General features: G+C 70.9%; 23 protein-coding genes. 13 read left to right on the top strand and 10 right to left on the bottom strand.

Features of this window, described 5'->3' with window-relative positions; translation table 11 throughout:
- Window positions 1-95 precede the first annotated feature (95 nt).
- Together CLV67_RS48505 and CLV67_RS48500 are read right to left on the bottom strand one after the other, a co-directional pair.
- Window positions 96-476: a YccF domain-containing protein gene (locus CLV67_RS48505; RefSeq protein WP_106330788.1), complete on the bottom strand. Its 381-nt coding sequence runs from the start codon at window positions 474-476 to the stop codon at window positions 96-98.
- A gap of 4 nt (window positions 477-480) precedes the next feature.
- Entirely contained in the window at window positions 481-3,075 is a 2,595-nt protein-coding gene (locus tag CLV67_RS48500; RefSeq protein WP_170154290.1) for a PAS domain-containing sensor histidine kinase, read from the bottom strand.
- A gap of 165 nt (window positions 3,076-3,240) precedes the next feature.
- On the opposite strand from CLV67_RS48500, the gene CLV67_RS48495 reads away from it, so the two are divergent.
- From CLV67_RS48495 to CLV67_RS48485, 3 genes are read left to right on the top strand one after another with little or no spacing between them, the layout of a single operon-like run.
- On the top strand, window positions 3,241-4,482 hold the full coding sequence (locus CLV67_RS48495) for an acyltransferase family protein (RefSeq protein WP_170154289.1): 1,242 nt from the start codon (window positions 3,241-3,243) through the stop codon (window positions 4,480-4,482).
- A complete protein-coding gene (locus tag CLV67_RS48490) occupies window positions 4,460-6,427 on the top strand; it encodes a SpoIIE family protein phosphatase (RefSeq protein WP_239166948.1) in 1,968 nt (655 codons plus the stop codon). Before CLV67_RS48495 ends, CLV67_RS48490 begins: the two co-directional genes overlap by 23 nt.
- Window positions 6,424-6,819, top strand: a complete 396-nt coding sequence (locus CLV67_RS48485; protein WP_106330766.1) for an STAS domain-containing protein — start codon at window positions 6,424-6,426, stop codon at window positions 6,817-6,819. Before CLV67_RS48490 ends, CLV67_RS48485 begins: the two co-directional genes overlap by 4 nt.
- On the opposite strand, the gene CLV67_RS48480 is transcribed toward CLV67_RS48485, so the two are convergent.
- On the bottom strand, window positions 6,759-8,744 hold the full coding sequence (locus tag CLV67_RS48480; protein ID WP_106330765.1) for a sensor histidine kinase: 1,986 nt from the start codon (window positions 8,742-8,744) through the stop codon (window positions 6,759-6,761). The genes CLV67_RS48485 and CLV67_RS48480 overlap by 61 nt on opposite strands.
- A 199-nt stretch (window positions 8,745-8,943) precedes the next feature.
- Here CLV67_RS48480 and CLV67_RS48475 point away from each other — a divergent pair, with 199 nt between their 5' ends.
- The 7 genes from CLV67_RS48475 to CLV67_RS48445 all read left to right on the top strand — a co-directional run bounded on the left by CLV67_RS48475 (window position 8,944) and on the right by CLV67_RS48445 (window position 16,775).
- Complete coding sequence (locus CLV67_RS48475; protein WP_203737848.1) at window positions 8,944-11,211, top strand: M4 family metallopeptidase; 2,268 nt, start codon at window positions 8,944-8,946, stop codon at window positions 11,209-11,211.
- A 360-nt stretch (window positions 11,212-11,571) separates the two neighbouring features.
- A complete protein-coding gene (locus CLV67_RS48470) occupies window positions 11,572-12,531 on the top strand; it encodes a LysR family transcriptional regulator (protein ID WP_239166949.1) in 960 nt (319 codons plus the stop codon).
- Window positions 12,532-12,663: 132 nt separating this feature from the next.
- A complete protein-coding gene (locus CLV67_RS48465) occupies window positions 12,664-13,809 on the top strand; it encodes an LLM class flavin-dependent oxidoreductase (RefSeq protein WP_106330762.1) in 1,146 nt (381 codons plus the stop codon).
- The gene (locus CLV67_RS48460; protein ID WP_106330761.1) at window positions 13,806-14,306 is read left to right on the top strand and encodes a flavin reductase family protein; all 501 of its coding nucleotides are present in this window, start codon (window positions 13,806-13,808) and stop codon (window positions 14,304-14,306) included. The genes CLV67_RS48465 and CLV67_RS48460 overlap by 4 nt, the downstream gene beginning before the upstream one ends.
- Before the next feature lie 14 nt (window positions 14,307-14,320).
- Entirely contained in the window at window positions 14,321-15,271 is a 951-nt protein-coding gene (locus CLV67_RS48455) for an aliphatic sulfonate ABC transporter substrate-binding protein (RefSeq protein WP_106330760.1), read from the top strand.
- Window positions 15,268-16,086: an ABC transporter permease gene (locus CLV67_RS48450; protein WP_106330759.1), complete on the top strand. Its 819-nt coding sequence runs from the start codon at window positions 15,268-15,270 to the stop codon at window positions 16,084-16,086. Before CLV67_RS48455 ends, CLV67_RS48450 begins: the two co-directional genes overlap by 4 nt.
- Window positions 16,059-16,775, top strand: a complete 717-nt coding sequence (locus CLV67_RS48445; RefSeq protein WP_106330758.1) for an ABC transporter ATP-binding protein — start codon at window positions 16,059-16,061, stop codon at window positions 16,773-16,775. The genes CLV67_RS48450 and CLV67_RS48445 overlap by 28 nt, the downstream gene beginning before the upstream one ends.
- 4 nt (window positions 16,776-16,779) lie before the next feature.
- Here CLV67_RS48445 and CLV67_RS48440 read toward each other — a convergent pair whose 3' ends face one another.
- The 3 genes from CLV67_RS48440 to CLV67_RS48430 form a co-directional block, all read right to left on the bottom strand.
- Window positions 16,780-17,067 carry a hypothetical protein gene (locus CLV67_RS48440; protein ID WP_239166950.1) on the bottom strand — a complete coding sequence of 96 codons (288 nt, stop codon included), beginning with the start codon at window positions 17,065-17,067 and terminating at the stop codon, window positions 16,780-16,782.
- Window positions 17,068-17,146: 79 nt separating this feature from the next.
- Window positions 17,147-18,529 (bottom strand): S28 family serine protease, encoded by a 1,383-nt coding sequence (locus tag CLV67_RS48435; protein WP_106330786.1) that lies wholly within the window; start codon window positions 18,527-18,529, stop codon window positions 17,147-17,149.
- A 42-nt stretch (window positions 18,530-18,571) separates the two neighbouring features.
- Window positions 18,572-18,778, bottom strand: a complete 207-nt coding sequence (locus tag CLV67_RS48430; protein WP_106330757.1) for a hypothetical protein — start codon at window positions 18,776-18,778, stop codon at window positions 18,572-18,574.
- Window positions 18,779-18,961: 183 nt separating this feature from the next.
- Between CLV67_RS48430 and CLV67_RS48425 the strand changes: the two genes are divergently transcribed.
- Window positions 18,962-20,005 carry an NAD(P)-dependent alcohol dehydrogenase gene (locus CLV67_RS48425; protein WP_106330756.1) on the top strand — a complete coding sequence of 348 codons (1,044 nt, stop codon included), beginning with the start codon at window positions 18,962-18,964 and terminating at the stop codon, window positions 20,003-20,005.
- On the opposite strand, the gene CLV67_RS48420 is transcribed toward CLV67_RS48425, so the two are convergent.
- The 4 genes from CLV67_RS48420 to CLV67_RS54515 all read right to left on the bottom strand — a co-directional run bounded on the left by CLV67_RS48420 (window position 19,969) and on the right by CLV67_RS54515 (window position 21,931).
- Window positions 19,969-20,703, bottom strand: coding sequence for a cation diffusion facilitator family transporter (locus CLV67_RS48420; protein WP_106330785.1), 735 nt, complete (start codon window positions 20,701-20,703; stop codon window positions 19,969-19,971). The two genes, CLV67_RS48425 and CLV67_RS48420, sit on opposite strands and share 37 nt — an antisense overlap.
- Window positions 20,703-21,032 carry an ArsR/SmtB family transcription factor gene (locus CLV67_RS48415; protein ID WP_106330755.1) on the bottom strand — a complete coding sequence of 110 codons (330 nt, stop codon included), beginning with the start codon at window positions 21,030-21,032 and terminating at the stop codon, window positions 20,703-20,705. The genes CLV67_RS48420 and CLV67_RS48415 overlap by 1 nt, the downstream gene beginning before the upstream one ends.
- Window positions 21,033-21,170: 138 nt before the next feature.
- A complete protein-coding gene (locus tag CLV67_RS48410; RefSeq protein ID WP_239166951.1) occupies window positions 21,171-21,812 on the bottom strand; it encodes a DsbA family oxidoreductase in 642 nt (213 codons plus the stop codon).
- Window positions 21,809-21,931, bottom strand: a complete 123-nt coding sequence (locus tag CLV67_RS54515; RefSeq protein ID WP_275414987.1) for a hypothetical protein — start codon at window positions 21,929-21,931, stop codon at window positions 21,809-21,811. Before CLV67_RS54515 ends, CLV67_RS48410 begins: the two co-directional genes overlap by 4 nt.
- A 90-nt stretch (window positions 21,932-22,021) precedes the next feature.
- On the opposite strand from CLV67_RS54515, the gene CLV67_RS48405 reads away from it, so the two are divergent.
- Together CLV67_RS48405 and CLV67_RS48400 are read left to right on the top strand one after the other, a co-directional pair.
- Window positions 22,022-22,636: a TetR/AcrR family transcriptional regulator gene (locus CLV67_RS48405; protein ID WP_106330754.1), complete on the top strand. Its 615-nt coding sequence runs from the start codon at window positions 22,022-22,024 to the stop codon at window positions 22,634-22,636.
- 169 nt (window positions 22,637-22,805) lie between these two features.
- Window positions 22,806-23,552 (top strand): class I SAM-dependent methyltransferase, encoded by a 747-nt coding sequence (locus tag CLV67_RS48400; protein ID WP_307833910.1) that lies wholly within the window; start codon window positions 22,806-22,808, stop codon window positions 23,550-23,552.
- Window positions 23,553-23,650: the final 98 nt, after the last annotated feature.

Raw genomic sequence — 23,650 nt, 5'->3', positions numbered from 1 at the left:
CGCTTGTCGCCGCTGTCACAGGTCTTGTGCGGATCGGCCGCGGAAGCGACCCGAACCCCACAAGGTTGGCGAGTGGAGGGCGGCCGGCCGCGAGGCTAGTCGCCGAGGTCGATGATCTCGCGGCCCAACGGCCAGAACGCGACCGGCACCAGCTTGAAGTTGGCGATGCCGAAGGGGATGCCGATGATCGTCACGCACTGGGCGATCCCGGCGACCAGGTGGGTCAGGGCCAGCCACCATCCGGCCAGCACGACCCACAGGACGTTGGCGACGCCCGAGGCGACGCCGGCGCTGGGGCGGCTCACCACGGTGCGGCCGAACGGCCACAGGGAGTAGACGGCCAGGCGCAGCGAGGCCACGCCGAACGGGATGGTGACGATCAGGGCGAAGCAGATCAGCGCGGCCACGCCGTACCCGATCGCCAGGACGAATCCGCTGCCGAAGATGAACCACAGGACATTGAGGATCAGGCGCACCTCCTCAGGATGAACCCCGCGCGCCACCCTCGCAGAGGGAAGCCGGTTCCAGATCGACGATGAACCGGGAGCCGCCGGCCGGGTTCGGCTCGTGGTGCACCTCGCCGTGGTTGGCGCGGGCCAGGCCACGGACGATGTACAGGCCCAGGCCGGTGCCCCTGACGCTGGTGGCGTCGCGTTCGGCGCGGGTGAGCCGGTCGAACAGGCGGTCGCGGAACTGCTCGGGCACGCCGGGACCGCCGTCCTCGACGGTCACGTGCACCAGCCGCTCGCTGCGGCCGATGTGCACGGCGGTCGCGCCGCCGCCGTACTTGGCCGCGTTGGACAGCAGGTTCACCAGGATCTGCTGCAGGTGGCCGGGGGAGAAGAGCACCCGCACGTCCTCGCCGTAGACCGGCACCAGCTCGTCGTCGAGGGCGCGGGCCACCTCCTCGCGGACGGACAGCTCGTGGCGGTCGGCGCGGATCGAACCCGCGTCGATGGTGACCATGGCGAGGACCTCGCGGACGATCGTGTCGAGCCTGGTGGCCTGCCGTCCGATGGCGTCGATCGCGCGGGTGCGGCGCCGGTCGTCAAGGCCGGCCCAGTCGTCGGCGAGGATCTCGGCGTGGCCCTGGATGGTGGTCAGCGGGTTGCCGATCTCGTGGCCCAGCATGCCGATGATGTCGAGTTTCAGCTGGTTGGCGGCCTCGAGTTCGGTGTTGCGCTCGGCGAGCACGGCCGCCGCGTTGTCCCGGGCGCGTTCGGCGGTGCGGCGGCCGCTGATGTCGGTGAACACGCCGATGAGGTGCTTCGGCCGTCCGCTGTCGTCGCGGACCAGCGAGATGGTGGCCTCGGTGTCGACCCGGTGCCCGCCGGCGTGCCGGAGCAGGCCCTCCCGCGTGTACGAGTCCGCCTCCCCGGCGAACAGACCGGCGGTCAGGCGCTGGTAGTCGCGGTGGTCGGCCGGGTCGAGCAGGTCCGTCTCGGCGGTGCCGGTCAGCTCGCCGACGGTGTACCCGAGCATCCCGGCGAACGCCGGGTTGACCGCGATCAGGGTGCCGTCGAGCGCGCGGATGACCTGCCCGGCCGCGGAGTTGTCGAACTGGGCACGCAACCGCTGCTCGCTCTCGGCGAGGGCGACCTCGGCGTCGCGGGCCGCGGTCACGTCGGTGTTGATCTCGAGGACCTGAGGCGGTTCGCGGCGGCCGTCGGAGCCCGGTTCGGGCTGGTGAAGGACCTGGCGGCTGAGCACGGTGAGCGTACGCCCGCCGGCCGTGACGTGCTGCAGCTGCCCCTCCCAGGATCCCTCGCGCTCCAGGTGCTCACGCTGCCCGGCGGCGGTGTCGTGACCGTCGAACGCGGTGACCAGCAGCCGGTCCACGGGCTTGCCGGTGGCGGCGGAGAGCGGCCACCCGTACAGAGCCGTCGCTCCCGCGTTCCACCAGCGGATCACACCGTCGAGGTCGCGCACGATCACGGCGGCCGGGATCAGCTCGAGCAGGCGGGCCTGGCGGCGCAGCTCGGACTCGGCGGCCCGGCGGGCGGTCACGTCCTCGACCTGGCCGGTGATCGCCGTCATGGCCGCGTCGGCCAGCAGGGTGAGCAGCTGAGGGTCGCCGTCGGCGAGGCCCCCGGTGGCGGCGACCATCCGCATGGCCTGCCCGTCCGGGTCGGTGAGATGGACCGACGCGGCTTCGCCGGTCGAGATCACCTCGAGGGTACGGTCAGCGATGAGCCGGAGTACCTCGTCGCGATCGGCGGCCACCGCGCTGATCTCCCGCTGGACCCGGATGGTGGCGCGCAGCCGGTCCGCCTCCCGGGCCGCGGACCGCTCGGCCGTGACCGCGTCGGTGACGTCCCGCCCGGTCGCCATGACCACCTGCTGGTCCGCGACGACCGTGCCCGACCAGTGCACCCACCGGTATCCGCCGTCCCTGGCCCGGTACCGGAAGGTCCCCGCGCCGGGGCCGTCTGCCGCCGCCACCTCGTCGGGATGCCGCAGCGCGGACAGTCTCGTACCCACCAGGTCGTCCTCGGACCAGCCGAGTAGCCGCTGCCAGGCCGCGTTGACCCGCAGCACCGTCCCGTCGAGCGTGGTGAGCGCCAGCAGGTCCGGGCTCGCCGGCACCCAGTGACCGTCGCCGTCGAGCACCGCCGTGCCGATCGGGGACGCCTCGACCAGCGACCGGAACCAGGCCTCGCTGTCGGCCGGCGCCCGCCGGCTGCCGCTGTCGACCACCTCGGCGATCAGGAACGACCGCCCGGCGTGGTCGTGGCCGAGGAAGTTCCGGGACGAGATCCACACCCGGGAGCCGTCGCGGCGGACCAGGACCCGCTCGATCACCGCCTCGCGGATCTCGCCGCGGACCATTCCGTCGAAGAGCCCGTCGACCACGGCCCGGTCCTCGGCCGCGACCACGAGCAGCGACGACTGCCCGACCAGCTCGTGATGGCCGTATCCGACGAGGTCGCTGAACGCCCGGTTGACCGCGACGAACCGTCCCACCTCGCCCTCGGCCAGGCTGACGACGACCTTGGGCACCGGGCTGGCGGTGAACGCGCCCACCAGCAACTCCAGCGGCTGCCCGTCGACGCGTTCCAGGATCCCGACATGCACAAGAACACGATCGGCTGGAACGCGCCGGACGTGAGCCGCGCCTCCCGGACGGAGGGGTCGTGTCCAACCATTAAGCCCGCGTTCATCCCGTACGTGTGCCGGCGTTCGCCGGGCGCTGGTGCAATGCCGTGTCCTTGACGGCTCGACCACGGGGGAACCACGAACGTGACAGCGACGACCTCGCCGGGACCGCACGCGCGGCGTCCCGAGATGAAGGCTCTGACCGGACTCCGGGCGGTGGCCGCGACAGGTGTCGTGGTCTCGCACACCGGGGTGCCCGACAGCCTGCCCGAGGAACTCGCCAAGATCGCCCAGTGGGGCTACATCGGCGTACCGATGTTCTTCATGCTCTCCGGTGTCGTCCTCGCCTACAACTATCCTGACCTGCGGTTCTGGGAGGGACGGCGGACGATCCGGTTCTACGTCGCGCGGATCGCGCGGGTGATGCCGCTGTACTGGGCGATGATCGCCTACTGCGTGGCGTACTACTACGTGGTCGGCCGCCACCAGTATCCGGTGCCGCTGCTGCAGAACGTCTTCGCCGTGCAGACGTGGAGCGGCGACATCAAGGTGGCGCAGAGTTACTACAACGGCCCGGGTTGGTCCATCGGCGTCGAGATGTTCTTCTACCTGCTCTTTCCCTTCCTCATCCCGTACGTCGCGCGCCTGTACCGGCGGTTCGGCGCCCGGGGCCTGGTCACCCTGATCGCGGCGATGACCCTGATCGTGTTCGCCCTCTGGACGTACTTCTACCTGAGCGGCCGGTCCGCACTGCCCGCCGCCGACCCCGGTTCGGCGCACCGCTGGCTCTACCGCAACCCCCTCTGCTACCTGCCGATCTTCGTGTGCGGCATGGCGGTCGCGTTCCTCATCCCGCACGTCCGCGGGTGGAGCACCCGGCGGCACCACCTCGTGCAGGCCTTCGTGTTCTGCTACGTCTTCGGGCTCGCGATGTTCCGCAGCACCGGCCCGGGGTGGGGGACCGCCTCCTACGGGCTGTTCTTCGTGGCACCGTTCGCGCTCGTGCTGGTCAGTCTGGCCACCGACCGCGGGTGGATGGCCAGGTTCCTGGCCACGGCGCCGATGATGCGGCTCGGGGTGGCCAGCTACGCCCTCTACATCACGCACCGGTGGCTGGTCGGCAAGATGCCCGCGGCCGAGTTCATCGAGAAGGGCAGCGGGCTCGTCCCGTACGTCTCCCTGGTGATCGTGATTTTCTTCCTGTTGCTGATCGCCGAGGGTGCCCATCAGTACATCGAGGAGCCGGCCCGCCGCTGGATCGTCAGGATCACCCGCCGTCCGGACGTGCCGAGCGCCGGGACGGTGAATACCGTCGCCGACCCGCGTCCGTTGGAGCCGGCGGGCGTTGTACCCCAGCATGGCGGTGGAGAAGCCCGACGAGCGTGACCGTGTGGTCGGTGACGCCGAATTCGTCCGTGGCGTCTTCGACGCGTTGCCCATCGCCGTAGCCGTCACCCAGGGCCCGGAACACCGCGTGGTGGCCGCCAACACGGCCTACCGGGCTCTGACCGGGCGGCCCGCGCCGGGCGGCGCCCCGACCCGTGAGCTGTTCCCTGAGCTGGCTGGGCAGCAGGTCTACGAGATGCTGGACCGGGTGTACGCCTCGGGCGTGCCGGAGACGATCCGGGAATGGCGGATGCACCTGGTCGACCAGGAGACCGCCGAGGCGATCGAGGTGTCGCTGAACTGCGAGTTCCTGCCGCACCGGTCGGCGGCAGCGCCGGACCGCAGCATGATCGTCATCGTCACCGACGTCTCCGACCGGGTACGCGAACGGCATGCCGCCCAGGAGCGCGCCGAACTGGCCGAGCAGCGGTACGCGCACGCCGCCGACGTGATCGCGTCGCTGCAACGGGCCCTGCTCCCGGCCGGCCTGCCGGTGCTGCCGCAGGCCCGGATCGCCGCCTCCTACCTGCCCGCGGAGGCGGACACCGCAGCCGGCGGCGACTGGTTCGACGCGGTCGTGCTGCCCGCCGGCCGGGTGGCGCTGGTCGTCGGCGACGTGGTCGGGCACGGCGTCGCCGCCTCGGCCACGATGAGCCAGCTGAGGGCCGTCCTGCACGACCGGCTCGAAGAGGACGGCGACATCGTGGCGGCGCTGGCGGCCGCCGACCGGGTGGCCGCACGGGTGCCGGGCGCCCGCGCCGCCACGGTCTGCGTGGCCGTGCTGGACACCGCGGACGGTTCGATCCGCTACTGCACCGCCGGTCACCCGCCGCCACTGATCGCTGCTCCGGGCAGCGACGCGCGCTATCTGCCGCCGACCGGATCCGGGCCGCTGGCGTCCGGGCGGCCACCGGTCGTCGCGGACGCGCAACTGGACGAGGGCGCGGTGCTGGTGCTGTACAGCGACGGGATCCTCGAGCGTCCGGGCCGCCATCACGGACAGGCGGTGGCCGAGCTGCTGCAGGTGGCGTCGGACGCGGCCGCCGACCGGGCGCTGCCGGACCCGGAGGCGACCGCGGCACGGCGGGTCTGCGACCAGACCATCGAACTCCTGGTACGCGCTACCGGTCACGCCGACGACATCACCATCCTGGCGGCCCAGCGGACCCCGCCGGCTCCGGGGGTGGATCTGGAGACGGCCGCGACACCGGACTCGGTCCGTGCCGTGCACCGCACGGTCGCGGGCTGGCTGGCCGGGGTGGGAGGCGGCAGCGGTGATCTCGTCGCGGTCCAGCACGCCATCGGTGAGCTGGTCACCAACGTGGTCGACCACGCGTACGCCGATGAACCCGGCCCGCTCACGGTGACCGGCGAACTGCGGGAGGACGGGACCGTACGGATCGAGGTCTGCGACCGCGGCCGGTGGCGGGAGCGGTCGCCGGCGATCAGCGGGCAGCGCCGGGGCCTGGGACTCGTGATGGCCGGGGCGATGGTCGACGACCTGCGCATCGACCACGGCGCGGGTGGCACCACGGCCACCCTGACGCACCGGCTCGCCGGTCCGGCCCGGCTCCTCGACGCGGACGGGCTCGCGCCGGTGCCGCCGCCCGGCCGGGGCCGGACCGACCCGGAGCTGCTGCTCATCCTCGAACAGCCGGCCGGTCCGCCGCCCGCGATCCGCCTGGACGGGCCGGTGACCGCGCTGACCAGCGGAATGATGGCCCGCGAACTACGGCGGCTGACCGCCGGCGGCACACGGGACCTCACCGTGGACCTCACCGGGGTGACCGTACTGGCCAGCGCCGGGGTAGCCGTCCTGCAGCAGGCCACCGCGATGAGCCGGGAGCACGGGCGGCAGCTGCGCCTGTTCGCGCCGTCGGGCACCGTGGCGCAGCACGTGCTCAGTCTCGTCGCCATAGCCCATGACACCGGGAAGAGCTCATGATGTCGTACGGCGACACGCCCGCCCTGTGGATCGTCGTGCAGCAGGTCGGCGCTCAACGGCTGCTCCGGCTCGTGCTGACCGGTGAGCTGGACGCGATCAGTGCCGCCGAACTGCACGGACAGCTCGTCGCGGGCCTGGCCGCGGCCACCCCTTCGGCGGTGGAACTGGATCTGGCCGCCGTGACGTTCCTGGACGCGGCGGGAGTGCGGTGCCTGATCGGCTGCCTGCACGACGTGGAGGGGGCCGGCAGTACGTTCGCGATCGTCGACCCGTCCGAGGTGGTTTGTCAGGTGCTGCGGATCTCCGGCCTGATCGACATCCTCGGCGTGCGTCAGAAGGCCCCGGGGAGGCTCAGTACGAAGATCGAGCCGCCGTCCGGCGCCGGCTCGTAGTGGACGTCGCCGCCGTTCGCGCGGGCGAGTTCGCGCACGATGTACAGGCCCAGACCGGTGCCCTTGACCGTCTTCGTGGTGTCCAAGGCCCGGCTGAACCGTTCGAACAGGAGCGGGCGTAGCGCATCGGGTACGCCCGGACCGCCGTCGTGGACCGCGATCCGCACGGTCGGCCCGTCCGTGCCGACCGTCAGCATGGTGGCGCCACCTCCGTACTTGCGGGCGTTGGACAGCAGGTTCGTCACGATCTGGGACAGATGACCGGGCTGCACCGACACGGTGATCCCGGCCGCGCAGTCCAGCAGTGCCGAGGTGCCGGTGTTCGCCAGGACGAGCGTCAGATGCTCCTGGACACCGACCGGTTCGGGTGTCGCGGTGATCCGCCCGGCATCGAGGGTCACCAGCGTGAGGACCTCGTGCACGATGCCGTCGATCTGGTTGGCGTTACGGGCGATCGTCGCGAGCATGGCGCGCTGCTGGGTGGCGGTCAGCTCGTCCCAGCAGTCGGCGAAGATCTCTGTGCTGCCGAGGATGGACGTCAGCGGGTTGCCGATCTCGTGCCCCAGCATCCCCATCAGATCCTGCTTGAGGTGGTTGGCGCCCTCCAGCTCACGGTTGCGGTCAGCGAGCGCCTGCTCGGTCCGGCGCTGGTCGGTCACGTCCTGGACCTGGGCGACGACGTGCAGCGGGACGCCCTGCTCGTCACGGATCACGGCCGAGTGCACCTGTACCCACAGGGTGTGCCCGTCGGCGTGCCGGTACCGCTTGGCGACGGCGTACGTGTCGAGGGAGGTCCGGCTCAGCTCGTCGAGCACCCGGTCGGTGGCGGCGTGCTCGTCGGGATGGTGGAAGTCGTGGATGCGCATCCCGGCGAGCCGCTCGACGGGGTAGCCGGTGATCGCGGCCATCGCCGGGTTGGCCCGCAGGACCACGCCCAGGTTGTCCTCCCGCAGGCCGGTCAGCACCATGCCGAGCGGGCTGTTGTCGAACGCCGAGCGGAACCGGGTCTCGCTGATCTCGAGGGCCGTCACCGCGGCGTTGGCCCGCAGGGCGCCGGTGAGCGCGTCGGCGAGCAGGGTCAGCTGTTCGGTGTCGGCGTCGCCGAACCCGTACGGCAGGCCGCTGCAGACGCCCAGTGTGCCGAAGACGCGGCCGTCGGCGAAGAGTGGCGCGATGATCATCGATCGGACGCCGGCGGACCGGCTGTTGTCCCGGTCGACCCGCACGTCGGTGCCGATGTCGTCGCAGCGCAGGGTCTTCCCACTGGTCACGACCTGCCCGGCGAGCGAGCCGTCGACGCGCACCCGCATGTCGCTGCTGGCGGTCAGCGCGCCGACCGTGGCCGCCGGATACAGCTCGTCGCCGTCGACCATGCCGATGATGGCGCCCTCCGCGGCAGGCAGGGATTCCATGGCCCGCTGCACCACGAGCCGCAGGGCGGTGTCGCGGTCGGCGGCCGCGGCGGCGACCTCCCGCTGGATGGCGATGATGCTCCGCAGCCGGTCGGTCTCGCGCGCGGCACGTGCCTCGGCGTCCTTGCGGGCGGTGATGTCCTCGGCCTGCAGGAGACGCTGTGCCCGGCCGTCCGGTCCGGTGATCGCGGTGGTCGTGACCCGTGCCCAGACCACCGTGCCGTCCGGTCGCAGGAACCGTTTCTCGAGCTCACCGAGGGTGTCACCGGTTCCGGCCGTCAGGTCCTCGGGGTGGGTGAACTCGCGGTGGTCGCGGCCGTGCAGTTCCTCGACGGTGCGGCCGAGCATCCGCGCGAAGGCCGGGTTGACCCGCTCGAACCGCCCGTCGACGCCGGTGATGATCATGCCGGACGGGCTGGCCTCGAAGGCCGCCCGTGACTGTTCCTCGCCGTGACGCGGCGCCCGGTGGGCGGCCCGCATCACGGACGTCTCCTCGAACAGCGGACTGACCATGTCTTCTTATTCGACCACCGGTTCAGCGGTTGTAGCGCCCGATCTCGTCGATCCGGCCGCCGCTCGCTCAGGGGAGCGCTCCCGGCCCTGATGTGTCACGACGGTATGACCCCGAAGATATATACGCCGTTCATTATCCGATCCTCATAATGAATTCACGCATTGCCATGCGTAAATGTCTGGTTCGGGGAGGAACCGAGTGAAAAAAGCCATTGCTCTGACCGGCGTCACCCTGCTGGTCGGCAGCGCCCTCGCGGCCACCGCCGCGAGCAGCGCCGCGGCACCGCCGCCCACCCCCGCCGCGCCGCCCTCCGAGGCGCAGGCGGTCGACCGCGCGGACGACATCGTCGCGGCGCGTCCCGCCGACATCGAGGCCGGGGCCGGCGAGTCCTACTCCGTGTACCGCACCAAGGTGGATGCCAACGGCGCCGCGCACGTCCGCTACACCCGTGAGTACCGGGGCCTGCGCGTCTACGGCGGTGACTTCGTCGTGCACACCAAGCCGGGCGGCGCCTACGACGGCACCTCGGTCGGCCTCGACGCCCCGCTCACCCTCGGCACCACCGCCAAGGTGAGCGCGGAGAAGGCGGAGAAGGCGGCCAAGGCCCGCTTCTCCGGTGAGATCACCGGCTCGGCCGCCCCCGAACTGTTCGTCGACGCCAGCACCGGCGCCGGCCGCCTGGCCTGGGAGACCGTCGTCACCGGCTGGGCCGAGGACAAGCAGACCCCGTCGACGCTGCACGTCATCTCCGACGCGCAGACCGGGGCGTACATCGGCGAGTTCGACGACGTCGAGACGGTCGCCGGCACCGGCGCGAGCGTTTACTCGGGCAGCGTCTCCGTCGACACCACACTCTCCGGCTCGACCTACAGCATGATCGACCCGTCGCACGGCAGCGGCCGTACCTGCGACATGAACAACCGCACCAGCGGCACCTGCACCACCTTCACCGACGCCGACAACAACTGGGGCAACGGCGCGACCAGCGACCGGGCGTCCGCCGCCGTCGACGCCCACTTCGGCGCCGCCAAGACGTTCGACTACTTCAAGAACGTGCACGGCCGCAACGGCATCTTCGGCAACGGCACCGGCGTCCCGTCGCGTGTCCACTACGGCAGCGCGTACGTCAACGCGTTCTGGGACGGCTCCCAGATGACCTACGGTGACGGCTCGGGCAACACCCGCCCGCTGGTCTCGCTCGACGTGGCCGGTCACGAGATGGCGCACGGTGTCACCGAGAACGTGGTCTCCGGCGGCCTCACCTACTCCGGCGAGTCGGGCGGCCTCAACGAGGCCACCAGCGACATCTTCGGCTCGATGGTCGAGTTCTACGCCAACACCAGCGCCGACCCGGGTGACTACCAGATCGGCGAGAAGATCAACATCCGGGGCAACGGCACGCCGCTGCGGTACATGTACAACCCGACGCTGGACGGCTCGTCCCACGGCTGCTGGGCGACCAACACCAACAGCATCGACGTGCACTACTCCTCCGGCCCGGCCAACCACTTCTTCTTCAACCTGGCCGAGGGCTCCGGCGCCACCGCGTTCGGCACCTCGCCGCTGTGTGGCTCCGCCGCCGCCGTGACCGGCATCGGCCGGGACAAGGCCGCCGCCATCTGGTACCGCGCCCTCGACGTCTACTTCACCTCGAACACGCGGTACGTCAACAGCAGCACCCCGGCGAACACGTCCCGCGCCTACACCCTGCGGGCCGCTACCGACCTGTACGGCCAGTGCTCCACCGAGTACCGCACCGTCCAGGCCGCCTGGACCTCGGTCAACGTCGCCGGCAACGACACCGCATGCCCGGTCGGCAACGACTTCTCGGTCAGCGTCGCCCCGGCCTCCGCCGCGGTGAACCCGGGCTCGTCGGCCACCGCCACCGTCAGCACGGCCGTCACCAACGGCAGCGCCCAGACCGTGACGTTCAGCGCCTCCGGCCTGCCGACCGGCGCCACGGCCACGTTCAGCCCCGCGTCGGTCACCGCCGGCGGCACCTCCACCGTCACCATCGCCACCTCGGCGAGCACCCCGGCTGGCACGTACTCGGTGAGCCTCAACGGCGCCGGCGGCTCGGTCACCCGCTCGGCGACGTTCGCCCTGACCGTCAACGGCCCGGCGGGCTGCTCGGCCACCAACGGCAACGACGTGGCGATCCCGGACAACACCACGGTGACGTCCCCGGTGACGATCAGCGGCTGTGCCCGTAACGCCTCGGCTACCAGCTCGGTCGCCGTGAACATCGTTCACACCTACAGCGGTGACCTCGTCGTCGCCCTGGTCGCCCCGGACGGCAGCGTCTACACCCTGCGTAACCGGTCGGGCGGCAGCGCCGACAACATCGTCACCACCTTCACCACCAACCTGTCGTCCGAGGCGGCCAACGGCACCTGGAACCTCCGGGTTCAGGACGCCGCGTCCGCCGACACCGGCTACATCAACACCTGGACCCTCACCCTCTGACCTGACCCTCTGACCCAGGTAGCACCCGGCGGGGTGGCAGCCACATCGGTGGCCGCCACCCCGCTTCGCATCCGCGCGCCTCGTCAGGCGCGCGTAGGGCTCCCGGCCGTGCGGCCGCTCGGCTCAGCGGACGGCAGGCGCCCTGCCGGGCCGGTTCGTGTGGTGACTTGTGGTTCGCGGGTGGGCGTGGTTCACCACGTTGCCGGGCGGGCCGGTTGGTGTGGTGACTTGTGGTTCGCGGGTGGGCGTGGTTCACCACGTTGCCGGCGGAGGCGGTTCGTGTGGTGACTTGCGGTTGAGGGGTGCCGGGCAGGTGTGAGGCCGGTGAGTCACAGCCGGGCCGGGGCGGGTGCAGGGCCCGTGAGCGGCAGCCGGGCCGGGCGGGCGCGTAGTCTCGCGGCGGGCGAGGGGGTGCCGGGGGCGATGCGGTTCGAGCAGCTGGAGTACCTGATGGCGGTGATCCGGCACGGGTCGCTCCGCCGGGCGGGGGAGCAACTGCACGTGTCCCAGTCGGCGCTCAGCGAGGGGATCAGCTCGCTGGAGCGCGAGCTCGGCGTCTCCCTGCTGGAGCGGCACCGGTCCGGCGCGCGGGTCAGCCGGGAGGGACGCGACCTGCTGCCGTTGGTCGCCGAGATTCTCGCCGGGGTGGCACAGCTCAAGGCCGTCGCCGGTGACCAGGAGCGGGCCGGTCGCACGATCCGGGTCGGCACGGTCAACGCCGGCACCTCGAAACTGCTGGTCCCGGCGGTGCGCGAGTTCGGCGCGGGCCACCCGGGCACCACCGTCGACGTGGCGACCCTGCTGCAGGCCGAGATCCAGGACAGCCTCCTGGAGGGCAGGCTCGACGTCGGGCTGATAAACGCGTTCCCGGGTGACGACATCCCCGCGGCGCTGCACCGGACGGTTCTGCTGCACGGCGTCCCGGCGGTCTGCTGCCGCACCGACGACCCGCTCGCCTCGCAGGACGCGATCAGTGTGGACGACCTGCGGAAACGGCCGTTCGTGGCGATGCGCCCGGGCTATCTGATGCACCGGCTGGCGCAGCGGCTGTTCGGGGACGCGCCGCCCCCGGAGACGTTCTCCACCGATGGCGCGGAGATGGGCAAGACGCTGGTGGCGACCGGTACCGGTCCGACGATCCTGCCGGACTACAGCATCCTGGGCGACCCTCTGGAGACGGCCGGGGTGATCACCGCGCGGCCGCTGGCAGGGGAGGTCCCGGGGGTGATGATGCTGATGCTGCGCCGTCGGTACGACCGGGTGCCGGCCGGGATCGCGGACTTCGAGGAGATCATCCAGCGGCTGGCCCGTTCGGCGTGACCAAAAGGACGGGGGCGGCCCGTTCGGCGTAACCGATGGGGCGTTCGGCATGCCCGTACAGCCGATGCCTTGCCTTTGGTTCTAAATCTAGCGAACCTATAGGCATTAGATGGTTACACCGAAAGGGGCCTCATGTCCCTCCAGTTCCACTGGTTCCTGCCGACCAACGGCGGTGACGGCCGGCACGTCGTCGGCGGCGGTCACGGCCTCGCGCCCGGCAGCTCCGGCCGCCCCGCCGACGTCGCCTACCTCACCCAGGTCGCCCGCGCCGCCGAGGACAACGGCTTCGCGGCCGCCCTCACCCCGACCGGCGCCTGGTGCGAGGACGCCTGGCTCAGCACCGCGATGCTCAGCCAGACCACCGACCGCCTGAAGTTCCTCGTCGCGTTCCGGCCCGGCGTCGTCTCGCCGTACCTGGCCGCGCAGATGGCCGGCACCTTCCAGAACATGTCCCAGGGCCGCCTGCTGCTCAACGTCGTGACCGGCGGCGAGAGCCACGAGCAGCGGATGTACGGCGACTACCTGGACAAGGACGCCCGCTACCGCCGCTGCGACGAGTTCCTGGAGATCGTCCGCCGGTTGTGGGCCGGCGAGACCGTCGACTTCCACGGCGAGCACCTCTCCGTGGACGCCGCCTCCCTCGGCCAGATCCCGGACCCGGTACCGGACATCTACTTCGGCGGGTCGTCGCCGGCCGCCGGGCTGGTCGCCGCGAAGCACGCCGACGTCTACCTCACCTGGGGCGAGCCGCCGGACGCGGTGGCGAAGAAGATCGCGTGGATCCGCGGGCTCGCCGCCGAGCAGGGCCGGACCATCCGGTTCGGGATCCGGATGCACACCATCACCCGCGACACCGCCGACGAGGCGTGGGCGGAAGCGGACCGGCTGCTCGCCGGGATCCCGCCGGAGGCCGTCGAGACCGTCCAGCAGGGTCTGCGGCGCAGCGAGTCGGAGGGGCAGAAGCGGATGCTCGCCCTGCACAACGGCTCCCGCGACAGCCTGGAGATCTACCCGAACCTGTGGGCCGGCGTCGGCCTGGTCCGCGGCGGTGCCGGCACCGCGCTGGTCGGCAGCCACGAGCAGGTCGCCGACCGGATCGCCGAGTACGCGGCCCTCGGCATCGAGGAGTTCATCCTCTCCGCATACCCGCATCTCGAGGGCGCCTACTGGTTCGGCGAGGGTGTGCTGCCGATCCTCGCCGAGCGCGGACTGTGGAAGGACGAACGGCCCCGGCGTCACCGCAACGCCCGGGTGCCGTTCGCCGCCGCCGGGCGATGAAGACCAATCAAGACCTTGATCCGGTACGCCTACGTCAGGCGTTCGGTGACTTCCCCAGTGGCGTCGTTGCCGTGGCGGCGCTGGTCGACGGGGCGTCGGTCGGCCTGGCGGCCAGCTCGTTCACGTCGGTGAGTCTCGAGCCGCCCCTGGTGTCGGTGTCGATCGCGAACAGCTCCAAGACCTGGCCCGACCTGCGTCGCGCCGACCACCTCGGGGTGACCGTACTGGCCGCGCACCACGGCGAGTTGTGCCGGCAGCTCGCCGGGCCGGTCGAGCACCGGTTCGACCACGTGGGCGTCGACGTCACCGAGAACGGCGCGGTCGTCATCGAGGACGGTCTCGCCCGGTTCGACTGCACGATCTACCGCGAGGTCGAGGCCGGCGATCACACCATCGTCCTGCTGCAACTGCACGCCGTGGAACACGGCGCCGACGCCGCCGCCGGGCCACTGGTCTTTCACCGCTCCGGATTCGGGCGGCTCTCCCCGTACCGCTGAAAGGATTTTGAACAATGCCTGCTTCTCGTCGAAGTCTTCTGATCGGTTCGCTCGGCGCCGCGTTTCTCGCCGGGTGCGGGGACTCGGATTCCGGCACGAGCGCCGGTGGCGAGGCCGGAAAGCTCCGCATCGGATATCAGCGCTTCGGCGGATTGAGTCTGGCGAAGGCGCGCGGTGACGCGCCGGACGCGACCTGGTCGCTCTTCGAGAGCGGCCCGGCGCTCACCGAGGCCCTCAAGGCCGGCGCGATCGACATCGGTCAGACCGGTGAGGCGCCGCCGATCTTCGCGGCCGCCGGAAAGATCGATTTCAGGATCGTCGGTACGAGTGAGCCCGTCCCGCAGGGTGAGGCCGTGCTGGTCAAGGCGGCGAAGGGCTACAAGACGTTCGCCGACCTCAAGGGCAGAACGGTCGCTCTGAACAAGGGCTCCAACGTCAACTGGCTGCTCGTGAAACTGCTCGAACAGTCTGGACTGACCATCAAAGACATCAATGTGAAGTACCTGAAGCCCGCCGAGGGCCGGCCCGCCTTCGACTCGGACCAGGTCGACGCGTGGATCATCTGGGACCCGTATTTCGCGCTCGCCGAACAACCGGGCGTTCAGGTCCTCGCCGACGCCACCGGACTGGCCAACAACCGCGAATACATCCTCGCCGCCCCGGACGCGGTGACCGGCAAGGCCGAGCTCATTCGCGACTTCCTCAAGAAGTACCGCGCCACCACCGACTGGGGCATCGCCAACGCCGCCGAACGCGCGAAGATCCTCTCGCCCGAGCTGAAGATCGACGAGCCCACCACCACCCGGGCGCTCGCCCGCAGCGCCAAGCCGCTCGCGCCGATCACCCCGGCGATCGGCGACGAGCTGCAGGCCATCGCCGACGGGTTCACCAAGCTGGAGCTCATCCCCGGCTCGGTGAACATCAAGGAGCGCGTCGACGAGACGTTCAACGAGGCGTTCCTGTGACGACTCTTCTGAACGAGGTTGCCGTCTCTCCGGCCCGCGCGCCGGCCCGGAATCGCCGGCCTCGCCGCTGGTACCGGCTGATCAGCCCGCTGGTCCTGGTCGTCACGTGGGAGGCCGCGGCCCGGACGGGCGTGCTTCCTGAGGAGAAGGTGCCCGCCCCCAGCGTCGTCGCGCGGACCGGCTGGCGGCTGGCCACCGAGGGCGAGCTGACGACCCACCTGCTCGACTCGCTGACCCGCGCGCTGATCGGCCTGGCCATCGGCGGCAGCCTGGCCGTGGTGCTCGCCGCCACGGCCGCGTTGCTGCGTCTCGGTGACAACGCCATCGACCCGCCCGTGCAGATGGCCCGCATGCTGCCGCACCTCGGCCTCGTACCGCTGCTGATCATCTGGGTCGGCATCGGCGAGGAGCTCAAGATCAGCCTGGTGGCGCTCGGCAGCTTCTTCCCGCTCTACTTCAACACGTACGCCGGGATCCGCGACATCGACCAGCGGCTCGTCGAGGCCGCCAAGACGTGCGGGCTCAACCAGTGGCAGCGGCTGCGGCACGTGGTGCTGCCCGGCGCGCTGCCGTCGCTGTTCCTCGGCCTGCGCCTGGCCATCGGCGCCGGCTGGCTCAGCCTGGTCGTCGGCGAGCAGGTCAACGCACAGACCGGCATCGGCTTCCTGATGATGGAGGCCCGCGAGTTCGCCCAGACCGACGTCGTCGTCTTCGGCCTGCTCGTCTACGCCCTGCTCGGGCTGCTCTCGGACGCACTGATCCGCATCGCGGAACGGAGGACACTGGCGTGGCGACGCGGCCTGCAAGCGACCTGACCGTCCGGGTCACCGGCCTGCGCCGGGCCTTCGGCGACACGAAAGTCCTGGACGGCGCCGACCTCACCGTCGGGCGGGGCGAGGTGGTCGCCCTGCTCGGCGGCAGCGGCTCCGGCAAGAGCACGCTGCTGCGCGCCCTGGCCGGCCTCGACCCGGACGCGACCGGCGTGATCGAGGTACCCGACCACTACGGCGTCGTCTTCCAGGAACACCGCCTGCTGCCCTGGAAACGCGTCGCCGACAACGTGGCCCTCGGCCTGACCGGCGCCGACGCCCGCACCCGGGCCCTCGGGGCGCTCACCGAGGTCGGCCTCGGCGACCGCGGGGGCGCCTGGCCCGCCGAGCTCTCCGGCGGGCAGGCCCAGCGTGTCGCGGTCGCCCGTGCGCTGGTCCGCGAGCCCGAGCTGCTGCTGCTCGACGAGCCGTTCGGCGCGCTGGACGCGCTCACCCGGCTACGGATGCAGCAGCTGCTGGAACGGCTGCGGCAGCGGCACGGCTTCGCCGCGCTGCTGGTCACCCACGACGTCGACGAGGCCCTGCTGCTCGCCGACCGTGCCCTGATCCTGGAGGGCGGCCGGATCGCCGAGGAGGTCCCGGTGACGCTGCCGAGGCCGCGTCACCAGGACGATCCCGGGTTCGGTGGTCTGCGCCGTCACCTGCTCGACCGGCTGGGTGTGCCGGCCGGCTGACCGATCACCGGCGGTCCCAGGTGGGTGCGTCGTCGCCGTAGCCGAGTTCGACGCTTTCGTAAGGGGGCGTGATCGGCGTGCGGCCCGCCCGGCCGAGCGCCAGCGTGGCGTGGACCTGCGCGAGCTGGGTCGTGGCCGTCAGCATCGCCAGGTCGGCGCCGGGGACGTACGGCTCCTCGGAATGGTCGTCCTCGTTGATGTTGGTCTGATAGTCGACCAGGCAGATCTGGTAGAGCCGCTCGGCTTCGGCGACGAGCTCTGCCGCGCGGGCGGCGTGTTCCTCGGAAGTCATGCCCATGATGATGGCAGTCCGGCCCACGGTGCAGAGGATGTCATCGTGGGCCGGACCGGATCGGCGGAGTTTTCCGCGTCTACTTGCGGTCGAGGCGGCGGCGGTCGGTGAGCATGTCGTCGAGCGGCACGTCCGACGCCGACAGGGTGGCCACTGCCGGCACGTCCGCCCAGCGGCGCAGCATCGCCGTGGCCGCGGCGTTGTCGGCCGGGTTCAGCCGGGAGATGTTCGCGCCGTGGTTGGCGCCCGGCGCGGTGAAGACGGCCGAGTCACGCCGGCTCGGCGTGAACTGCTCGGCGCCCCACGGGTCGTTCTCGCCGTACACGAACAGCATCCGCTGCGAGGCCGTACGCACCCAGAAGTCGACGTCGACCATCGGCAGCGGGTTGTGGTGACGACGCAGCTCGGCCGGCAGCGACGAGTTGGCCGTGTACAGCCCCGGGTACTCGCGCAGCCCGCGCAGGTGCTCGAACTTCAGGCTCGGCCAGCCCAGCTGCGAAGCGGCCTGGAAGTAGTACGGGAAGTAGTACTCCAGCGACTGGTCGGTGTAGAACATCCAGCCGGCCACGGTGTCGATCCAGCCGTAGATCTCGTCGTCGGTGGCGGTCGCCGCCACCGGAACCGACGCGCAGTCGGCCTCGAGGCTGTACTGCCAGAACGCCCACACCGCGTCCAGCACGGTCATCTCGAACGACCGGTCGGCGGTGCCGATGGTCCGCTCGAACGTCCGGCCCTGCGCGGCGGCGTCGGCGGCCACCCGGGGCACCAGCCGGTCCCGCCGGCGCAGCGCCTCGGCCTGCACGTCGTCGAGGGCGGTACGGCACTCGGCCGTGCCGACCGTGTCGAAGAACCGGTCGTAGGCCCGGTCGGCCGGGTTCACCACGTCGTTCGGCGCGACGTAGGCGACCACGCCGTCGACGTCGTTCGGATAGAAGCGCCGGTGGTAGACCGAGGTCATGCCACCCTTGCTCGCGCCGGTCTGGATCCAGCGCCCGTCGTAGACGCTCTTGAACGCGCTGACGATCCGGTGCTCGTCGGTCGCCTCCTGCCAGATCGTCAGGTCCGACCAGTCCGCCTCGGCCGGGCGTGACGGCGTGAAGAACCGGTGCTCGACCGACAGCTGGTTGGCGTTCAGCAGCGCGGTCGGCTCGGTCTGTGTCGGGCGCGGGCTGGCGGCCAGGCCGTACCCGTTGGTGTAGAGCACCACCGGACCGGCCTCCGACCGGTGCAGCAGCGTGAGCCGCTGCTCGAAGGTGCCCGCCCGGGGGTGCCGGTGATCGGCCGGCTGCCGGTAGGTCATGACGAAGAACCGGTAACCGGTGCCCTGGGTCTCAGAGACGACGGTGAGTCCGGGAACGGCGGCCAGCTGATCGAGCAGCGGGTCGGCCGCGGCGCGGGCCGCCGCGGCTGGCGAGAGGGTAACCAGCAGGGAACAGAGAACTGCCACGATGCGAAGTCTCACGCCCGACACCATATCGACGTACGGCGATCGGGCGAAGCCCCGTCAGCTGTCGGCCGCGTAGTCGGGGCAGTCCCAGTCCACCCGTACATCGTCGGTGACCGGGATCAATGTGCCGTTGTCGACGATGACGAGGACCGCGCCGGAGCCGCCGCCCCCGGCAGTGGCGTCCAGCGGTGTCTTCAGCACCACCGCGGACCCGGCGATCGCGAGTGACGCCGCGGCCAGCGACAGGATGGTTCTCACCTTCATGGAACGTCCTCTCACCGGTCGGTCATACGGCGCACCCGACATTCTGCTCCATCATGTCGAGCCCGTCGATGTCTTGAGACGGTACTACTGGTACACCTTTCAGCGGTGGCGGGCGAAATGCGGATCAGGTTAGCTGGTACGTGATCAAGTGAAGGAAAACGCAAGTCCGATCGGAGAAGTGCCATCCTTACCGTCAACGCCATCGCCGCGCCCTCGGCCACCGAGCCGCTCGTCCGTACCACGATCGAACGGCGTGACCTGGGGCCACGCGACATCCTGATCGAGATCAGCTACGCCGGCATCTGCCACTCCGACATCCACACGGTGCGCGGCGAGTGGGGCGAGGTGCCCTATCCGCTCACCGTCGGACACGAGATCGTCGGGCACGTCCGGGAGGCCGGCGCCGCGGTCACCCGGCACGCGATCGGTGACCGGGTCGGGGTCGGCTGCATGGTCGACTCCTGCCGGGAGTGCGACAACTGCAAGGCCGGGTACGAGCAGTACTGCCTCACGGGCAACGTCGGCACGTACGCGAGCGTCGACCGTGACGGCACCGTCACCCAGGGCGGCTACTCGACCCATGTCGTCGTCGACGAGGACTTCGTGCTCCGGGTGCCGGAGAGCATCCCGCACCAGGCCGCCGCGCCGCTGCTGTGTGCCGGCATCACCACGTACTCGCCGCTTGCGCACTGGAAGGCGGGGCCCGGCAAGAGGGTCGCCGTGGTCGGTATGGGCGGTCTCGGGCACATGGGCGTGAAGCTCGCCGTGGCCATGGGCGCCGAGGTGACCGTGCTGTCACAGACGCTGAGCAAGAAGGACGACGGCCTGGCGTTCGGTGCGAAGCACTACTACGCCACCAGCGACCCGGCCACGTTCGAGACGCTCCGCAACACGTTCGACCTGATCATCAACACGGTCAGCGCCCCGATCGACATGAAGGCCTACCTGTCCCTGCTGGCTCTCGACGGCACGCTGGTCAGCGTCGGTGCGCCGCCGGAGCCGCTGCCGGTCGGGGTGTTCACGCTGTTCAGCAACCGGCGCTCGTTCGCCGGGTCGTCGATCGGCGGCATCGCCGAGACCCAGGAGATGCTCGACTTCTGCGCCGAGCACGGCATCGCGCCGGAGGTCGAGGTCATCGGCGCCGACGAGGTCAACGAGGCGTACGAGCGAGTGATGAAGTCGGACGTCCGCTACCGCTTCGTCATCGACGTCGACTCGCTGCGCTGACCCGATTCTCGCGGACACCCGGGGGCCTCCGGGTGTCCGCGCCGTCCCGCTGTCGTGGCGGGGGAGCAGCAGGTGTCGCCCCGCCAGGCCTCACGGCCCTCCTTGAGCGCCACGGCGGCGATGACCAGGGCGGCGACCGGGTCGGCCCAGGTCCACCCGAACAGGCTGTTGACGGCGAGACCGGCGAGCAGGACCCCGCTGAGGTACGTACAGAGCAGCGTCTGCTTCGAGTCGGCGACCGCCGACCGTGACCCGAGCTCCCGTCCGGCGCGCCGCTGCGCCCAGGACAGGCCCGGCATCACCGCGAGCGAGACGGCGGCCAGGACGAGCCCGATCGTGGAGTGCTCCGCCTCGGTCCCGGTCAGCAGCGCCCGGACCGATTCCACGCCGACGTAGGCGGCCAGCGCGAAGAAGGAGACCGCGATGACCCGCAGCGCCGCCCTCTCCCGGCGTTCCGGATCGGCGCCGGAGAACTGCCAGGCCACCGCCGCGGCCGACGACACCTCGATGATCGAGTCCAAACCGAACCCGATCAGCGCGGTCGACGACGCGACCGTGCCCGCCGTGATCGCGACGACCGCCTCGACCACGTTGTAGGTGATGGTCGCCGCGACGAGCAGCCGTACCCGCCGGTGGAGAACGGCCCGCCGCTGCACTCCGGGTCCTGTGGGGAGGATCTGGAACAGCGGCCCGGTCATCAGCAGCACCCCTTCTCGTCCGAGTCCGCGCAGACCGCCGGGTCGACGGCGAGCACGAGGCCGAGCAGATCACCGAGCGCATGCGCGAGCCGCTCGTCGGCGAGCTCGTAGCGCACCCGGCGGCCCTCGGGCACCGCCACCACGAGGCCGCACCCACGCAGGCAGGCCAGGTGGTTGGACAGTTTCTGCCGGGTGCAGCCGAGCAGCCCGGCCAGCTCGGCCGGATAGCCCGGCCCGTCACGCAGGGCGAGCAGCAGCCGGGCCCGCGTCGGATCCGACAGCGCATGTCCGAACCGGGCCAGCACCGACCCGTGCGTCAGAAGCTCCACACCCGCGACAGTACAGCCAAACCTGTACTGTCGGTAGGCTGGAGGGCGTGCGTCGACGCCGGATGGGCGGACCCGGTGATGAAAGCGAACGGTCACCGGACGCTCGTCACGGGCCGGATGCCCGGCATCCGGCGTCGGTCAGGACTCGGCGTGAACCTTGCGGAGGGCGCCCAGGAAGGATTCGGCGGGCTGGGCTCCGGAGATGCCGTACTTCTCGTTGAGCATGAAGAACGGGACGCCGGAGACGCCGATCTTGCGGGCCGTGCTGATGTCGGCGTCGACCTCGGCGCTGTACTTCGTGCCGCGGACCACGTCGCCGGCCTCGTCGGCGGGGACGCCCACCTCGGTGGCCAGCCGGATCAGGGTGTCCGGGTCGTCGACCACGGCGGCGTCGGACAGGTGGGCCTTGAGCAGCGCCTCGTGCATCTCGGTGCCGAGGCCGTGCTGGCCTGCGAGGTGTGCCACCCGGTGGGCGTCACGGGTGTTGACCGAGATGGCGTTGCCCAGGTCGTAGCTCAGGCCCTCGGCCTCGGCGAGCTGCGTGACCTGGTGGGTCATGGCGCGGACCTGCGAGGCGGGCGCGCCGATCTTCTTGGCCAGCATCTCCTGGACCGGTTCGCGGTGGCCCGCCGGGATGGTCGGGTCGAGCTGGAAGCTGTGCCAGGTGACGGTGACCTCGTCGGCGTGCTCGAACCGGTCGAGGGCGGTCTCGAGGCGGCGCTTGCCGATGTAGCACCACGGGCAGACCACGTCGGACCAGACGTCGATGCGGATGCTCACAGGCACACTCCGTTCTCGCAGACCGGGGCGTCCTCGGAGCCCTCCAGCGTGATCAACTGCGGCAGCTCCTCGACGGTGATCTCCTCGTCGACGGGCTGCTCGGCCGGGATCTCCGGCATGGCCGCACCTCCGGTATTCTGACCTGGCGGTCAACTTATGGCGGCAACGGTAGCAGACATGTTGACCGCGGGGTCAAGTTACGGAGGGGCATGCGCGCCGACGCACAACGCAACGCGGCCAGACTGCGTACCGCCGCGGCCGAGCTCTTCGGAGAACAGGGACTTCAGGTCTCGCTCAAGGAGATCGCCCGCCGGGCCGGGGTGAGTCACGGCACGCTCTACAACCTGTTCGGCTCCCGGGAGGCGCTGCTCGACGAGGTGGTCGCCGATCTCGCCGCCACCCGGCTCGGGGAGGCCGCTCGCCGGGCACTGGCCTGCCCGGGCGCATGGGAGGGCTTCGCCGGCTACGTGACCGAGGTCTGCGAGCTGCAGGCCGTCGACCCGGCCATGGGTGACGTGCTGACGCGCAGGTTCCCGGACGCCAGCCGGCTCATGGCGGTCTGCGACAACTCGTTCGCCGCTGCCGAGTCGATCATCGAGCGGGCCCGCCTCGACGGCTCGCTGCGGTCCGACTTCACCGCCTCCGACCTGCTGTTCTTCTTCGCCTCGCACGCGCCGCTCGCCCGTGCTGCCGCGTCGGCCGGCTCGGACGCGTGGCGCCGCGGCGTGAGCTTCATGCTGGACGGGCTGCGGGCTGCGGCCGCCAAGCCGATCGCCGTCGAGCCCATGTCGGCCGAGCAGATCAACCGGTTGCTGATGCCCTGACCGAGTCCAGCCGGCCGTGACGGGCGCATCCGGGATCCGCGAGCGGGACCCGGTCGTCGTCGATGCACACGGCGTACGCCGCCAGGCGGAAGCTCACCCTTCGGACCCTGTATTCGCGGGCGCGGACAGCCGGGGTCGTGGCAGGATGCCGGGCGTGTCAGGACGCGCGGTGAGTTTCGGAGCGGTGGCGGAGACCTACGAGCGGTTCCGGCCCGGCTATCCGGACGAACTCTTCGACCTCGTGAACTCCTACGCGGATCGGCCGATCCGCACCGCGCTCGAGGTCGGAGCCGGAACCGGCAAGGCCACTCGCCTCTTCGCCAGGCCCGGCATCGCCGTCACCGCGACCGACCCGGACGAGGGCATGCTCACCGAGCTGCGTAAACACGTCCCCGCGGAGGTGACGGTGATGCGTGCGGCGTTCGAGGAGATCAAGACCAGGAAGAGCTTCGACCTGGTGTACGCCGCCGCGGCGCTGCACTGGACGAGGCCGGACGGCCGCTGGACGCGGATGGCGGAGCTGCTGGAGCCGGGTGGCGTGTTCGCGTCGTTCGGCGGCCCGGCCCGGCTCTCCGACCCGGCCGTGGAGGAGGCGGTCCGTATCGCCCGGGCGCCGTTCCTCGCCACCGACGAGATCCCGTCGCCGGACGGCACCCCGGAGAGCGCCGAGATGTGGTGGCCGGGCACCGAACTGCTGCTGTCCGGCCTGTTCACCGACGTGCGGCAGGTCGTGATCGAGCGCCGCCTCGCGATGAGTGCCGCCGACTACATCGGACACCTCGCCACCATCTCGGCCTACCTGGAGCTGCCGCCCTCGGCCCGCGGGCAGGCCTTCGACAGCATCGAACGGGTCCTGCCGGCCACCGTCGAGATCACCGCCGACCTCATCGTCCACCTGGCCCGCCGCACCCGCTGACGCGATCCCTCACACGCCGGGACGTGAATCGGATTCCTACGCTCGGACATCGAAGTCGGCCGGTTCGCCCATGGGCAGGCCACTTCGGACGGTGCGAG

Source organism: Actinoplanes italicus, from assembly GCF_003001815.1.
GTDB lineage: Bacteria > Actinomycetota > Actinomycetes > Mycobacteriales > Micromonosporaceae > Actinoplanes > Actinoplanes italicus.
The sequence above is the reverse complement of the archived record's forward strand: the minus strand, read 5'-3'. Positions and strand labels throughout refer to the sequence as shown.